This is a genomic window from Streptomyces sp. NBC_01304 (genome assembly GCF_035975855.1).
GTDB lineage: Bacteria > Actinomycetota > Actinomycetes > Streptomycetales > Streptomycetaceae > Streptomyces.
Genome location: NZ_CP109055.1, coordinates 10,327,260 through 10,340,749, shown reverse-complemented (window position 1 = coordinate 10,340,749; position 13,490 = coordinate 10,327,260). Strand labels below are relative to the sequence as shown.

15 protein-coding genes are annotated in these 13,490 nt (G+C 72.4%); 7 read left to right on the top strand and 8 right to left on the bottom strand.

The features are described from left to right. Window positions 1-201 precede the first annotated feature (201 nt). On the top strand, window positions 202-1,038 hold the full coding sequence (locus OG430_RS46370; RefSeq protein WP_327358749.1) for a hypothetical protein: 837 nt from the start codon (window positions 202-204) through the stop codon (window positions 1,036-1,038). Between the two features lie 41 nt (window positions 1,039-1,079). On the opposite strand, the gene OG430_RS46365 is transcribed toward OG430_RS46370, so the two are convergent. Next, complete coding sequence (locus OG430_RS46365) at window positions 1,080-1,523, bottom strand: cupin domain-containing protein (RefSeq protein ID WP_327358748.1); 444 nt, start codon at window positions 1,521-1,523, stop codon at window positions 1,080-1,082. Window positions 1,524-1,575: 52 nt separating this feature from the next. Here OG430_RS46365 and OG430_RS46360 point away from each other — a divergent pair, with 52 nt between their 5' ends. Beyond that, window positions 1,576-2,640 carry a GlxA family transcriptional regulator gene (locus OG430_RS46360; protein ID WP_327358747.1) on the top strand — a complete coding sequence of 355 codons (1,065 nt, stop codon included), beginning with the start codon at window positions 1,576-1,578 and terminating at the stop codon, window positions 2,638-2,640. Here OG430_RS46360 and OG430_RS46355 read toward each other — a convergent pair. Then, window positions 2,597-3,586, bottom strand: coding sequence for an esterase/lipase family protein (locus OG430_RS46355; protein ID WP_327358746.1), 990 nt, complete (start codon window positions 3,584-3,586; stop codon window positions 2,597-2,599). The genes OG430_RS46360 and OG430_RS46355 overlap by 44 nt on opposite strands. Window positions 3,587-3,769: 183 nt before the next feature. Between OG430_RS46355 and OG430_RS46350 the strand changes: the two genes are divergently transcribed. After that, window positions 3,770-4,111, top strand: coding sequence for a tetratricopeptide repeat protein (locus tag OG430_RS46350; RefSeq protein WP_327358745.1), 342 nt, complete (start codon window positions 3,770-3,772; stop codon window positions 4,109-4,111). Window positions 4,112-4,188: 77 nt separating this feature from the next. On the opposite strand, the gene OG430_RS46345 is transcribed toward OG430_RS46350, so the two are convergent. Then, window positions 4,189-4,959, bottom strand: coding sequence for a PIG-L family deacetylase (locus OG430_RS46345; protein ID WP_327358744.1), 771 nt, complete (start codon window positions 4,957-4,959; stop codon window positions 4,189-4,191). 48 nt (window positions 4,960-5,007) lie between these two features. Between OG430_RS46345 and OG430_RS46340 the strand changes: the two genes are divergently transcribed. Further along, on the top strand, window positions 5,008-5,844 hold the full coding sequence (locus OG430_RS46340; RefSeq protein WP_327358743.1) for a class I SAM-dependent methyltransferase: 837 nt from the start codon (window positions 5,008-5,010) through the stop codon (window positions 5,842-5,844). A 47-nt stretch (window positions 5,845-5,891) separates the two neighbouring features. Here the strand turns inward: OG430_RS46340 and OG430_RS46335 are convergent, their stop codons facing one another. Further along, window positions 5,892-6,920 (bottom strand): alpha/beta hydrolase, encoded by a 1,029-nt coding sequence (locus OG430_RS46335; protein ID WP_327358742.1) that lies wholly within the window; start codon window positions 6,918-6,920, stop codon window positions 5,892-5,894. A gap of 169 nt (window positions 6,921-7,089) precedes the next feature. On the opposite strand from OG430_RS46335, the gene OG430_RS46330 reads away from it, so the two are divergent. Continuing rightward, window positions 7,090-7,401, top strand: coding sequence for a YkvA family protein (locus tag OG430_RS46330; RefSeq protein ID WP_327358740.1), 312 nt, complete (start codon window positions 7,090-7,092; stop codon window positions 7,399-7,401). Window positions 7,402-7,480: 79 nt separating this feature from the next. On the opposite strand, the gene OG430_RS46325 is transcribed toward OG430_RS46330, so the two are convergent. Continuing rightward, window positions 7,481-8,692, bottom strand: a complete 1,212-nt coding sequence (locus tag OG430_RS46325) for a pyridoxal phosphate-dependent aminotransferase (RefSeq protein WP_327358739.1) — start codon at window positions 8,690-8,692, stop codon at window positions 7,481-7,483. An 83-nt stretch (window positions 8,693-8,775) separates the two neighbouring features. Here OG430_RS46325 and OG430_RS46320 point away from each other — a divergent pair, with 83 nt between their 5' ends. Further along, on the top strand, window positions 8,776-9,429 hold the full coding sequence (locus OG430_RS46320; protein WP_327358738.1) for a winged helix-turn-helix transcriptional regulator: 654 nt from the start codon (window positions 8,776-8,778) through the stop codon (window positions 9,427-9,429). Window positions 9,430-9,496: 67 nt separating this feature from the next. On the opposite strand, the gene OG430_RS46315 is transcribed toward OG430_RS46320, so the two are convergent. The 3 genes from OG430_RS46315 to OG430_RS46305 form a co-directional block, all read right to left on the bottom strand. Next, window positions 9,497-10,912, bottom strand: coding sequence for a sensor histidine kinase (locus tag OG430_RS46315; RefSeq protein WP_327358737.1), 1,416 nt, complete (start codon window positions 10,910-10,912; stop codon window positions 9,497-9,499). Then, on the bottom strand, window positions 10,909-11,607 hold the full coding sequence (locus OG430_RS46310; RefSeq protein WP_327358735.1) for a response regulator transcription factor: 699 nt from the start codon (window positions 11,605-11,607) through the stop codon (window positions 10,909-10,911). The genes OG430_RS46315 and OG430_RS46310 overlap by 4 nt, the downstream gene beginning before the upstream one ends. A 260-nt stretch (window positions 11,608-11,867) precedes the next feature. Further along, window positions 11,868-12,590 (bottom strand): PepSY domain-containing protein, encoded by a 723-nt coding sequence (locus tag OG430_RS46305; RefSeq protein WP_327358734.1) that lies wholly within the window; start codon window positions 12,588-12,590, stop codon window positions 11,868-11,870. A 258-nt stretch (window positions 12,591-12,848) separates the two neighbouring features. Between OG430_RS46305 and OG430_RS46300 the strand changes: the two genes are divergently transcribed. Continuing rightward, entirely contained in the window at window positions 12,849-13,403 is a 555-nt protein-coding gene (locus OG430_RS46300; RefSeq protein WP_327358732.1) for a hypothetical protein, read from the top strand. Window positions 13,404-13,490 lie beyond the last annotated feature (87 nt).

Sequence of the window (13,490 nt, the reverse complement as noted above, 5' to 3'; positions counted from 1 at the left end):
CCCGGCCCGAATCGGTCGCCGGGCGAGGCCATCCCGGTGGCGCTGCAGCGGTGGCGGAGCGTGGCGCCGTGGTGCGGCCCATCCGGGGCGGTAGTGCTACAAGCACACCGCGCGGGTCCGGGCCGGGATCGGGCCGGGCCGCGGGCGCAGGCATGCCATGACGCCCTCGGTATCCGCCCTCGCGTACGAGAGGGGCAGCCCATGGGCACGCCGAAAACGCCGAGGACGCGTCCTCGTTCCGTCCGCCGCCGTCTGACGACGGGCCTGTTGGCAGCCGCGCTGATCGGTGCCGCACCCCTGCCCACCGGCCAGGCCTGGGCGGTCTCCGGCCCGCATGCCGACGATCCCGGCGACCCCCACGGGCACGGCGCGGACGACAGCGCGAGGCCGCGGCCGCAGCGGCTGCCGACGGGCCCGATCCAGGACGCCTTCGCGGTGACGGTGCGCCCGAGGAGCACCGATACGCGGGCCGCGGTCAAGGGCGCGCCCGAGCAGGTGACGTACGAAGTCACGGTCCGCAACCGCACCGGCCAGCGCTTTCCGGAGGCCGAGATCGTCCAGATGCTCGCCGGCGGCACCGAGACCCTGCACTACGAACCCGATGCCACCCTCGACCAGGAGTGGCTGGTGTGGTCCGCGGACCTCGCGGGCGAAGAGCGCATGACGGTGCGCTCGACCGTCCTGGTACCCCCGTCCGACAACACCGACGTGCCCCGGTCGGGGACCGCCGTGTGCGTACGTCCCTACCCGGGCGCGGGATTCAGCGGCTGCGGCGCCGACGGCGCGCCCGTGGCGGCACCCGGGCCGCAGAAGCCACGCCCCGCGGCCGGTGCGCCCGGCCGGGCGGCGGGCGAGGATCCCGTGGTCGACGGGAAGCATCCCGATGCCGGGGAGGACGCGAGCGTGACCTCGGCCGCGCAGGACGAAGGTGCGGCCGTGGCCGGCCGGGTGCCCCTGATCCTGGGTCTGCTCGGCGGCGCGGTGCTCCTGGCCTTCCTGCGGCGTGCCCGCCGGCGCAGGCGTCGCGTCATGTGGTGAGGCGGTGGCGGGGCGCTGTGCAGTGGGCGGGCAACGCAGGCTCAGGAGCCGAGTGCGTGTCCGGTCGTCGCGTCGACGTGCTCGGGGATGTCGTCGTGGCGGTCGCCGACCGTCGACGTCCCGGCGGGCTCGAGCATCAGGATCGAGGCGGCGGTGGGTGCGTACGGCTTGTGCTCGGTGCCCCGCGGGACGGTGAAGACCGCGCCCTTGGACAGCACGACCGTGCGCTCCCCCGCCTGCTCGCGCAGGTGGATGTGCAACTCGCCCTCGAGCACCAGGAAGAACTCGTCGGTGTCCGCGTGGACGTGCCACACGTGCTCGCCCTCGACCTTGGCGATGCGTACGTCGTAGTCGTTGACGCGGGTGACGATGCGCGGGCTCCACAGCGCGTCGAAGGTGGCCAGGGCCGTGGTGAGACTGATGGGTTCGGTGCCGTGTGTGGTGCCGTGTGTGGTGCCGGACTCGATGCCGGGTTCGGTGCTCATGCGGGAAGTCTTGCCGGTCGGGCCCGGTTCGCGTGAGTGCTATGAATTGCACATGGCGCAAGATTCCTCGCACGTTCAGGCGGCGGGTCCGCACCGGGTGGCCGTGATCGTCGACGAGAACTCGAACCCCTTCGAACTCGGCTGTGCGACCGAGGTGTTCGGGCTGCGCAGGCCCGAGATCGGCCGCGATCTGTACGACTTCCGGCTGTGCTCGCCCGCGCCGAGGACCCTCATGCGGGACGGCTTCTTCACCCTCACCGGGGTCGCGGGCCTGGAAGTGGCCGACCGCGCCGACACCTTGATCGTGCCCAATCGCCCGGACGTCGACGTGCCGCGCCGCCCCGCGGTGCTCGATGCCGTCCGGCGGGCCCATGCGCGCGGCGCGCGGCTCGTCGGCTTCTGCAGCGGTGCCTTCACGCTCGCCGAGGCCGGGGTCCTCGACGGGCGCCGCGCCACCGCGCACTGGCAGTGGGCGGACGACTTCCGGGCCCGCTTTCCCGCGGTCCGGCTGGAGGAGGACGTGCTGTTCGTCGACGACGGGGACATCCTCACCGCCGCGGGCAGCGCGGCCGCGCTCGACCTCGGCCTGCACCTCGTGCGCCGCGACCACGGCGCGGAAATCGCCAACTCCGTGAGCCGACGGCTGGTGTTCGCCGCGCACCGCGGCGGCGGGCAGCGGCAGTTCATCGAGCGCCCCCTGCCCGAGACCCCCGACGAGTCCCTCGCACCCGTCCTGGCCTGGGCCCAGGAACGCCTCGACGCACCGCTGACGGTGACCGGCCTGGCGGCACACGCCGCGGTCAGCCCCGCCACGCTGCACCGCCGCTTCCGTGCCCAGCTGGGCACGACACCGCTGGCGTGGCTCACCCAGGAACGCCTCACCGTCGCCTGCCGGTTGATCGAGCGGGGCGAGTCACGCCTCGACGTGGTCGCACGGCGCAGTGGTCTGGGCACCGCCGCCAATCTGCGTGCCCTGATGCGCCGCGAGACGGGGCTGAGCCCGTCGGCGTACCGGCGGCGGTTCGGTCGGCAGGACCGGACCACCGACGGTTACGACGAAGGGCAGGAAAGCGTCAGCACGTCGGCTTCACCGGGTGGGCCGGGTCGAGGGCGTTGAGCGCCAGCTGGGCGGCCACCTGGTCGTGCGCCATGCCGAGGTGCGAGGGCATGCGCAGCGGGCAGACGTCGGAGAGCAGGATGTTCTTGGCGTTGGCCGCCTTCAGGTAGTGGTCCTGATAGCGGCCGAGGACGGCGTCGCGCTTGGACAGGATGACCGTGTACGCCACACCGGGGACGGTGTCACCGCCCGCGTTGAGCTTGCGCAGGAACGCGGAGCCCTGGACCTGATCGGTGCACGCGTGGCACGGCAGCGGCAGCTCGTCGCCGAGCTTGCCCAGCGGATCGAGGAACGCCTTCAAGAAGGCCTCGAACCCGGGCTGTTCGGCGAGCAGGTCGTCGAGGAACGCCACCCGGCCGCCGTGGTTGGGCGGCGAGATCCCGACGAAGGTCTGCACCTTGGCGGCGCCGCCCTCGAACTTCAGGTACTGGCGCGGCAGCACGCCGCCCTGCGAGTACCCGACGATGTCGACCTTGCGGGTGCCGGTGGCGGCCAGCACGCCGTCGACGAAGACGGCCAGCTCCTTGGCCGACTTGGCCATCGACGCGGTGCCGCCGACGAGCAGGCCCGTCAGCGGCTCCCGGCCGTAGTCGAGGGCGAAGACGCAGTAGCCCGCCTTCTTGTACGTGGGTGCCGTCAGGACGAATTCATGGCGCAGGGAGAGGGTCCCGTGGACCAGGACGAGGGGGCGCGGGTGGCGGGCGCTGGGTTTGCAGCTCCAGTCGTTGACCCCGCGGAGGAACGGCGTGGCCAGTTTCCGCGCGGCCGGCACGGGGTCGGCGGCCGGTGCACTGTCGTCGGCCGCGGCAGCGGCCGGGGCGCCTGCGCTGTCGTCGGCCGCGGCAGCGTCCAAGGTCGCAGAGCCGGCCAGCACACAGGCGGCCATCAAGGTGAGGGCGGCCCGACGCAGCGGGCGGCGCCGGCGGAAGGCCGATTGCCTGGGCATGTCCAGCTCCCGTGGTGAGAGGGGTGAGGCGGCGGAGTCTCAGACTCGCCGTCGCCCGACGGCTCCCGCACCTGGTCCGCGCCCATCCGGGTCAGCGCGCCCCTGCGGACACGCGCCAGCCCCGGATACGTACCGGAATATTCCGCCGCGTATCCGGGTTGAGCCCCGCAAAGGAGGCCACCCGTGACGGACACGTACTACACCCATGGCAGCGCGGCCGAGCGCTGGGAGCGCGCCCGGCTCTTCTTCGAGGCGAAGGACTTCACCGCCGCCGGGCGGGTGCTCGCCCACCTCGTCGACGAGGTGCCCGAGCAGGTCGGACCGCGACTGCTGCTCGCCCGCGCGTACTACCACTCGGCCCAACTGACGCGCGCCGAGACCGAGTTGCGGACCGTGATCAGCCACGACCCCGTCGAGGGATACGCGCAGCTGATGCTCGGCCGCACCCTGGAGCGCCAGGGCCGGGACGCCGAGGCGGCCACCCATCTGCGGCTCGCCGAGGCGCTCGGGACCTCCGTGTCCTGACGTGTCCTGACGTGTCCTGATCGTGCGCCGGTACGCGGTCGGTTCAGTACGCGGACACTCCGGTACGCGGACGCCGGTCAGGCGGTGAGTTCCGCCTGGCCCGGCGACGCGGGGGCCAGCGCGTGCCGGATGTACCACTCGGTGGCGAACAGCTGCTCCCGGGTCGACGGCGGCATCTGCGCGATCAGCCCGGGCAGGGCTCCCCGCTCCACCTCGCTGCGATGCGCGAGCACCGCGGCGATCTTCCGCTCCAGCCAGGGCCGCACGTCGACGGTCGCCGTGACCCGCTCGTCGGGCACGCTGTGCACCGCCTTGCGCGCCCCGATCACGTCGCGCAGTGCGGGCACGGCCGAGTGCGGGTGCGTGGCCAGGTACAGGGCACTCGGCTGCCAGGGGTCCCCCGCGTCGGGGTAGAGGCCCGCGAGCCCGGCCGCCTGGGTGGCGAGCAGGGTCACCCGATGGGTGTGCAGATGGTCCGGGTGCGCGGTCAGCCCGCCGTAGGCGTCGTGCGTGACCACGATCTCCGGACGGAACTCCCGCAGGTGCGCCACGAGCCTGCGTACCGCCTCATCGAGCGGCGCGTCGCACCAGCGCGCCCTGGCGGGGGCCGACTCCGGCACGCGCGCGTCGGCGTAGCCGAGCATGCGCGGCTCTCCGGCGCCGAGGATGCGCAGCGCGTCCGCCAACTCCCCTGCGCGCGCCGTGTTTTCGGCCCAGGTCGCCGTGACGACGGCCGTACGCGCGCCCGCGGCCGCGTGCCGGGCCAGCACTCCGCCCGCCGACAACGACTCGTCGTCGGGGTGGGCGAACACCGCGAGCAGGCTCGGCACAGTCGTGGACACCGTCACGGATGGATTGCACCACAATGAGGATCCCGGTGAAGGAGGTGGCTGTGCATGGTGGTCGGGTGGGAGTGGGACGAGACGCTGTTCGAGGGCAGCGCCGGCTACTACCGGCGCGGGAGGACTCCCTACGCTCCCGGGCTCGCGGACGTGCTGGCCGAGGCCCTCGAACTCGACGGGCAGGGGCGCCTGCTGGACGTGGGCTGCGGGCCGGGGACCGTCGCGCTGCTCCTCGCGGACGAGTTCCGCGAGATCGTCGGGGTGGATCCGGACCCGGGGATGATCGCCGAAGCCCGGCGCGACGCCGCCCGGCAAGGGGTGGGCGGGAAGGCGCGGTGGGTGCGGGCCCGGGCCGAGGAACTGCCCGCGGATCTGGGGACGTTCACCGTCGCGACCTTCGCCCAGTCCTTCCACTGGATGGACCGCGATCCGGTGGCCGCGACCGTCAGGGGCATGCTCCGGCCCGGTGGGGCGCTGGTGCACATCTCCGACGTGAAGACGACGGAGGAGGAGCCGGGCGTCGAGGGCCTGCCGTATCCGCCGGTGCCCGGTGCGGCGATGGACGACCTGGTCAGGACCTATCTGGGGCCGGTGCGGCGTGCCGGCCGGGGAGTGCTGGTGCAGGGCACGCCCGGCGGTGAGGCCGAGGTGTACGGGCGGGCCGGCTTTCGCGGTCCGCAGCGCCTCCTCGTTCCTGGTGGGCAAGTGCTGGAACGTACGAGTGACGACGTCGTCGCGGGGGTGTACTCGATGTCGTTCTCGGCCCCGCATCTGTTCGGCCCGCGACGCGACGCCTTCGAGGCGGACCTGCGCCGGCTGCTGCGGGAGGCGTCGCCTTCGGAACGGTTCTCCGAACGCGGGCCGAGCACGGAGATGTTCGTGTGGCGGTGACGCCCGCCGGGCTCGGTGTGGTACTGACGCCCCGTCAACAGCCCGTGCTACTCCCGGGATTGAGCGAGGAGCCGCCGGAGCCAGCGGGTGCGGGCCTCGCGTGCGTCCTGGCTGAGGGACGCCTTCGGCGCGATGCCGTCGAAGCCGTGGTAGGCGCCGGGCCAGACGTGCAGTTCGGCCTGGCCGCCGGCCTGCCAGATGGCGTTCGCGTACGCCACGTCCTCGTCGCGGAACATCTCCGCCGACCCGACCTCGACGTATGCCGGCGGGAGTTCGGAGAGGTCCGTGGCGCGGGCGGGGGCCGCGTAGGGCGGCAGGTCCGCGGCTCCGTGGCGCTCGCCGAGGACCGCCTTCCACACGGTCTCGTGGGAGGTGAGGTCCCCTATGCCGAGGCCCGACATCTGGTGGCTGGAGAGGGTGGCCATCCGGTCGTCGAGCATGGGGCAGAGCAGCAGTTGCCCCAGCGCCCGGGGGCCGCCCCGGTCACGGGCGAGCAGGGCGAGGGCCGCGGCGAGGCCGCCGCCGGCGCTCTTGCCGCCGATGATGATGCGGTTCGGGTCGACGCCCAGTTCGGCCGCGTGCGCGGCCGCCCAGACGAGTCCGGCGTAGCAGTCCTCCAGCGGCGCGGGGTACTGCGCCTGCGGGGCCAGCCGGTACTCGACCGAGAGGACGGCCAGCTCCAGCGGGAGGACCCACTCGCGCAGGATCCGCGGGAGCACGGACCACGCGTTGCCCATGATCATCGCGCCGCCGTGCAGGTAGTACAGCAGCGGCAACGGCCCGTCGACGCCGGCCGGGCGTGCGTGGACCAGAGTGACGTCCGGTGCGTCCGGCGGCCCGGGCACGGACAGCTCCGTCACCTCGAAGCGGCCGTCGGCGCGCAGGTCCTCGGCCGTCGGCCTGGGTCTGCTCGTGGCGTCCCGCTGCTGCCGGGCCGCGAGGTTGGCCGGGGTGACCGGCTCCCTCGCCGTCGGGTCCAACGCGGCCAGTACGACGGCGAGTTCGGGGTCGAAAGGGGGTGCCGCCCCCGGTGCCGGGGCGGGTCCGGGCCGGGACTGCGTACGACGGTCACTCATACGGCGTATCCCACCACACCGCCCTTCCCCCTCGGTGCGTCGGCTGCGCCGTGCGGCGTGCGACGAGGCGCATCCTTGGGGTACTCGCGCCGTACGCAGTCGTCATCGCCCTCGCCTCGCCCTCGCGCGGTGTGTGACGGCGGGAAGCAACACCCCTTGGAGGCACCCCTTGAGTGAGCATGGCTGGGCCTGGGTTCTGCTGCTGGTCGGCGCCTTGGTGCTGATCGCCCTGGCGGGCTGCGCGTTGGTCCTTCTGGTACGGCTGGTGCGGGCCCGGCGGCTGCTGAGGGACGCCGGGATTCCGGTGGAGAACAAGCTCGCCTTCTGGGGAGCGCTGATCTATGTGATCTCGCCGGTGGATCTGCTTCCGGATCCGGTGTACCTCGACGACATCGGGGTGCTGCTGCTTGCCCTGCGTACGCTGCACGCCGCGGCCGCGCGCCGAGGAGTCCCTGACGGGAACGCCAGGACCGCGCTATGACGTGGACGCGCCCCAGCCGTTCGGGCACTGGGCGGGGGGCGTGCCGGTGGCGCGGGCGACGACGACGCCTACCGGCGACTCACTGCCGGTAGCCGCTGAGGAACCGCCCGATCCGGCTGATGGCAGCGTCCAGGTCGTCGGCGTGCGGCAGGGTCAGGATGCGGAAGTGGTCGGGGCGGGGCCAGTTGAAGCCGGTGCCCTGGACGACCTGGATCTTCTCGCGGAGCAGCAGGTCGAGGACGAACTTCTCGTCGTCGTGGATCGGGTGCACCTTCGGGTCGATGCGCGGGAACGCGTAGAGCGCGCCCTTCGGCTTCACGCAGGACACGCCGGGGATCTCGTTGAGCTTCTCCCAGGCGCGATCGCGCTGTTCGAGGAGGCGGCCGCCCGGTCCGGTGAGGTCCTTGATGGACTGGCGGCCGCCGAGCGCGGCCTGGATGGCGTACTGCGCCGGGGCGTTGGCGCACAGCCGCATGGAGGCGAGCATCGTCATCCCCTCCAGGTAGCTCTTCGCGTGCTGCTTGGGTCCGGTCACCACGAGCCAGCCGGAGCGGAAGCCCGCCACCCGGTAGGTCTTGGACAGACCGCAGAAGGTGAGGACGACCAGATCCGGGGCGAGGGCCGCGGCGGAGTGGTGCACGGCGTCGTCGTACAGGATCTGGTCGTAGATCTCGTCCGCGAAGACCATCAGCTGGTGGCGGCGGGCGAGGTCGAGCATGCCCTCGATGATCTCCTTGGGGTAGACCGCGCCCGTCGGGTTGTTGGGGTTGATGATGACCAGGGCCTTGGTGCGGTCCGTGATCTTGGACGCCATGTCGTCGAGGTCCGGGTACCAGTCGGCCGACTCGTCACAGATGTAGTGCACGGCCTTGCCGCCGGCGAGGGTGGTGACGGCGGTCCAGAGCGGGAAGTCGGGGGCGGGGATGAGGACTTCGTCGCCGTCCTCGAGGAGTGCCTGTACGGCCATGGAGACCAGTTCGGAGACGCCGTTGCCGAGGAATACGTCGTCCACCGTGACGTCGGTCAGGCCGATGGCCTGGTAGCGCTGGGCGACGGCCCGGCGGGCGGAGAGGACGCCGCGCGAGTCGGTGTAGCCGTGCGCCTGCGGGAGCATCCGGATCATGTCCTGGACGATCTCTTCGGGCGCCTCGAAGCCGAACAGTGCCGGGTTTCCGGTGTTGAGGCGCAGCACGCTGTGCCCCGCCTCCTCCAGCGCGTTGGCCTGCTCGATCACCGGACCCCGGATTTCGTAGCAGACCTCGCTGAGCTTGCTCGACTGCCGGAACTCCATGCCGTGCCCTCCCTCGATCCGTGTTGCTTGGTTTTACCAAGTGAGAGCTTGGAAAGTCCAACACGTTGTCTAGACTGCGTCGCATGTCACCACGTCAGCCACGCCGTCGCAGCTACGACCAGTACTGCGCCTCGGCCCGCGCTCTCGACGCGGTCGGGGACCGCTGGACCCTGCTCATCGTCCGGGAGTTGCTGGCCGGACCGCGCCGCTACACCGATCTGCACGCCGATCTGCCCGGCGTCTCCACGGACGTCCTCGCCGGCCGGCTGAAGGACATGGAGAGCCACGGCCTCGCCACGCGCCGCAAGCTGCCGCCGCCCGGGGCCGTCACGGTGTACGAACTCACCGCGCGCGGCGCAGAGTTGCTGCCCGTACTGACCGCGCTCGCCGAGTGGGGCGCACCCGAACTGGCCGAGCGGCGGCCCACCGACGCGGTGCGGGCGCACTGGTTCGCCCTGCCGCTGCTGCGCCGCCTGCCGGCGAGCGGGAGCCCGGCCGTCGTCGAAGTGGTCCTGGACGAGGGGGTGTTCCACGTAAGGCTCGGGGGCGAGGGTCCGGCGTACGGCGACGGGCCGGCCTCGCTGCCGGACGCCCGCCTCGTGCTCGACGCCGACACGTGCCGCGAGGTGGGCGACGGGGTGCTCGGCGTCGAGCAGGGCATCAAGGCGGGGCGGATCGAGGTGCACGGGGACGGGCCGTACGCCGCCGAACTGCGCGGCGAGGCAGCCGCGTCCTGACGCCTGCCCGGCGCCCGGCTCTCGGCACTCGGCGCTCGGCACTCGACTGAAGCGCCGCCGCGGGCTGTCAGCGGGCCGTCGGCAGCCTGAGCACGAAGCGGCCGCCGGGCCCGTCCGCGGGCGCCGGTGCGGTGAGGGTTCCGCCGTGGGCCGTGGCGATGTCGCGGGCGATGGCCAGACCGAGGCCCGTGCCGCCGGCGTCCCGGCTGCGGGACTCGTCGAGGCGGGTGAAGCGGGTGAAGATCCGCTCGCGGTCTGCGTCGCAGACTCCGGAGCCGTCGTCGAGGACTTCCAGGACTCCCCCGGCGGTCGCCGTCACGGTGACGCGCGAGGCGGCGTGGCGCTGGGCGTTGTCCAGGAGGTTGTCGAGGACCCGCGCGAGCTGGGTGCGGCTGCCGTGGACCAGGACCTCGCCCGGGGCGTCGAGGGCGACCGGCACCCGCTCCCCGGTACGGCGTCGTACGGTCGCGGCGGCCAGCTCGGACAGGTCGAGCGGCACGTGGTCGGGGTACTGGCCCGCGTCCAGGCGCGCGAGCAGCAACAGGTCGTCGGCCAGCTGCTGGACGCGTACGACATCGTCGAGAAGCTCGTCGCCGTGCAGGAGTTGGGGGTGCGCGATGGCGACCTCGACGTGGGCGCGCAGCGCGGCGATGGGATTGCGCAGCTCGTGCGAGGCGTCGGCGACGAAGCGGCGCTGGCGGTCCATGGAGTCCTGGAGGCGGTCCAAGGTGTCGTTCATGGTGGTCGACAGGCGGGCGACCTCGTCGCGCGAGGCGGGCACGGGAACGCGGCGCCCCAGGTCGCGTTCGGTGATCTCGGCGACCTCGGCGCGGATGGCCTCCACGGGGCGCAGGGCGCGCGCGGTGTTGCGCCACGTCACGGCGGCGACCAGGGCGAGCAGCAGCGGGATGCCGGGCAGCATCGCGCTGAGGATGAGGTGCTGGGTGTACTCGGCGGTCTCCAGGGACGTGCCCGCGTAGACCGTGGCGGGCCGGCCGTTCTCCGTCGTGCGCACCGCGACCAGGCGGTACGGGCGCTCGGCGGAGCCCGAGGCGATGCGCACGCTGCGGGCCGCGGCCGAACTGCCGGACGAGGGCACGAAGGTGGCGACCGGTCCGCGGCCGGCCAGGTTCTCGCTGGCCGCGAGGATCCGGCCGTCGTCCGTGACCACCTGGAGCAGGCTGTCCTCGCCGTCGGGCACGGCGAGCCGCGCCACGAGGTCCCCGTCGGCCGCGGACTTCGCGACGGCCTCGGCCCGGGCCTGCGCGGTGTGCTCGGCGGAGTCGGCCAGGCCGGTCCGGGTGACGGCGAGCAGCGCCGTACCGGCGGCGACCAGGGCTACCGCGACGACGGCAACGGCGCCCACGGTTGCCTTGACGCGGACCGAGGAACGGGGGAAGCGGGGCAGTCGTGGGAGCCGCTGGAGTCCCGGGGTGCGTGGGGTGCGTGGAGTGCGTGGAGTGCGTGGGAGATTCGCGCTCATGCGGCGTCGGCCTTCGCCGGTACGAGGCGGTAGCCCATGCCGCGCGAGGTGTGCAGCAGCTTGTCCGCGCCCTCGGCGAAGGGCTGGTCGATCTTGCGGCGCAGGGCGCTGACGTGGACCTCGACGACGTTGGGGTCGCTGTCGGCGGGAAGGTCCCAGACCTCCTCCAGGAGGGTGCCCTTGGAGACGGTGACGCCGGGGTTGCGGGCGAGCACCGCGAGGAGGTCGAACTCCTTGGCGGTGAGGGCGAGTTCGGCGCCCTGCCGGGTACAGCGCTTGTGTGCGGGTTCCAGGACGAGGTCGCCGAGCTCGATGCGCTCGGGCCTGCCCGCGCGGCCCCGGCGCAGCAGGGCGCGCAGCCGGGCCTGGAGCACGAGGTAGGAGAAGGGCTTGGTCAGGTAGTCGTCAGCGCCGGTGTCGAGGCCGGCCGCCTCGTCGTACTCGCTGTCCTTGGCGGTCAGCATCAGGATCGGGGTCCACAGGCCGGCCGCCCGGACCATGGAGCAGACCCGGTGGCCGTCGAGGCCGGGCAGCATCACGTCGAGGACGATGGCGTCGTAGTCCTCTTCGAGGGCGAGCCTGAGGCCTTCGTTGCCGTCGTGCGCGATGTCGACGCGCAGGCCCTCGGCCTCGAAGCCGCGGCGCAGTACGGAGGTGAGGGAGACCTCGTCCTCGACGATCAGGATGCGGCTCATCGGGGCTTCCGTATGCAGCTCATTGCGCAGATCCTAACGATTCCGCCTGTTTGTTCGGCTCATACTTCTGGCCATGGGCCGGACCTCCGGCGTCGTTCGGCCTTCGGCCGGGATTTTCCCCTCCCCGCCCCTTCCCGTAAGGCTGCGCCGCCTTCCGCCCTGCGGGCGGTGTCCTCAAACGCCGGACGGGCTGGTTGATGCCTGGCGGGGTGAAGGAGGAGCGCGGCACGGGCTGATTGGGCGCCGGGCGGCACGAAGGATCAGCGCGGCACGTGCTGCGACCAGTCGTAGTGGTCCTTGCCGAAGTTGTCGGAACGCTCTCGGATCTCGTCGTACGACGCGTGGGAGTCGCCGTCCTTCTCGTGTGCGACGACCTTGCCGGTCTTCGCGTCGACGTCGATCTCGTGCTGCACCGCACCGTCGGTGACCTCGATCTGCCACAGCGGGCGGCTCTCGGTGCCCTGGATCGACAGTTCGGAGACGAATCCGGAGCCTGCGGCCTTGAGTGCCGCGCCCGCGGCGTCGTCCCGGTCGACGGTGGCGGCGGCCAGCTTGGCGAGAGGGATCCTCAGGTACGAGCGGGCCCGGTCGGGCATCCGGTCGGCGCGGGTGCTGAGCAGTGCGCCGGTGGTGGCGTCGACGGAGATGTTGTGGACGCGCGGCTCGGAGGCCATCACGTCGACCTTCCACACGCCGTCGTCGAGCTCCACGTCGGTGACCTTGCCGCCGGACACCGACTTCTCGGCGGTGGCGGTGGCCGTGCCGCGCGAGGTCTTGGGGCCACCCTTCTCCGTGGGCGCGTCCGTGCCGCCGGCCGGCTTCGCCGCGGCGCCGTCTGCGGCGGCAGGTGCGTTCGTCTCGCGGGGCTTGTCCACCCCGCCGTCCGTACCGGAAGAGCACGCGGTGGCGGACAGCGCGAGTACCCCGGCCAGGGCCCCGACCGTGACGAGACGGCGGGTGGTGGTGCGGGGGCGGATGCGCATGGCGGGCTCCTGTTCGTCGTTCGGCGCCGGCGGGTGCTGCCGACATCCATGACGATCACGTACGCACCTGAACCCTCCCTGAAGAATCCTGAAGGCAGCTTCAGGGAGGGACGCACTTGTGGGCGCGACCTCGGGGGCACGGTTACGGAGCGCGACATTCCGTCGAACAGTCGTCACAGAATGCGAACAACTGATCACGGTGCGTGAATGGGCCTGACTGCCCCTCACCCGTAGGGGCGCTACGGAAAGGCCATCAACGTGTCCCCCAGCACCAAGTTCGCCGCGGTCCTCGCCGCGGCCGCGCTCGCTCTCCCGGCCGCCGGTGCGGCCCACGCCGACTCCGCTCCGGCCGACCCGCCGATGCCCGCCGCCAACGGCTCCTGCACCGGCGGCGACATCACCTGGACGGCCACGCCCGGCGTCGGTCTCACCTCGAAGCCGGTCAAGTCCAAGGGCTTCGGGTCGCTCACCGGCTGTTCCGGTGTGGGCATGCCGATGAAGAGCGGCACCCTCGAGTACGAGCAGGACGCCACCGCTTCCTGTCTCAGCGGGTTCAGCGGCCCGTCGAAGGCGAAGATCACCTGGGACAACAAGATGGTCAGCTATGCGGAAATCCCCAGCTGGACGCTGCCCAGCACCGGCGACGCGACGCTGACCGGCCGGTTCGCCAAGGGCGCGTTGGAGGGTGCGACGTTCTCGATCCACGTGACGTACGACGGCGTCACCGTGAGCAACGCCGCCAAGTGCCTCACCCCGGAGGGGCTGGACAGCGGCAACGCCAAGGTCGTGAGCGCAACGATCATCACCCCCTGAGCCGCGCGTACGCCGTACCCGGCAAGGGAGAGCCGAGGGCCCACAGGTCCGTCCGGACCGGTGGGCCCGTCCACATCCGAAGGTCCA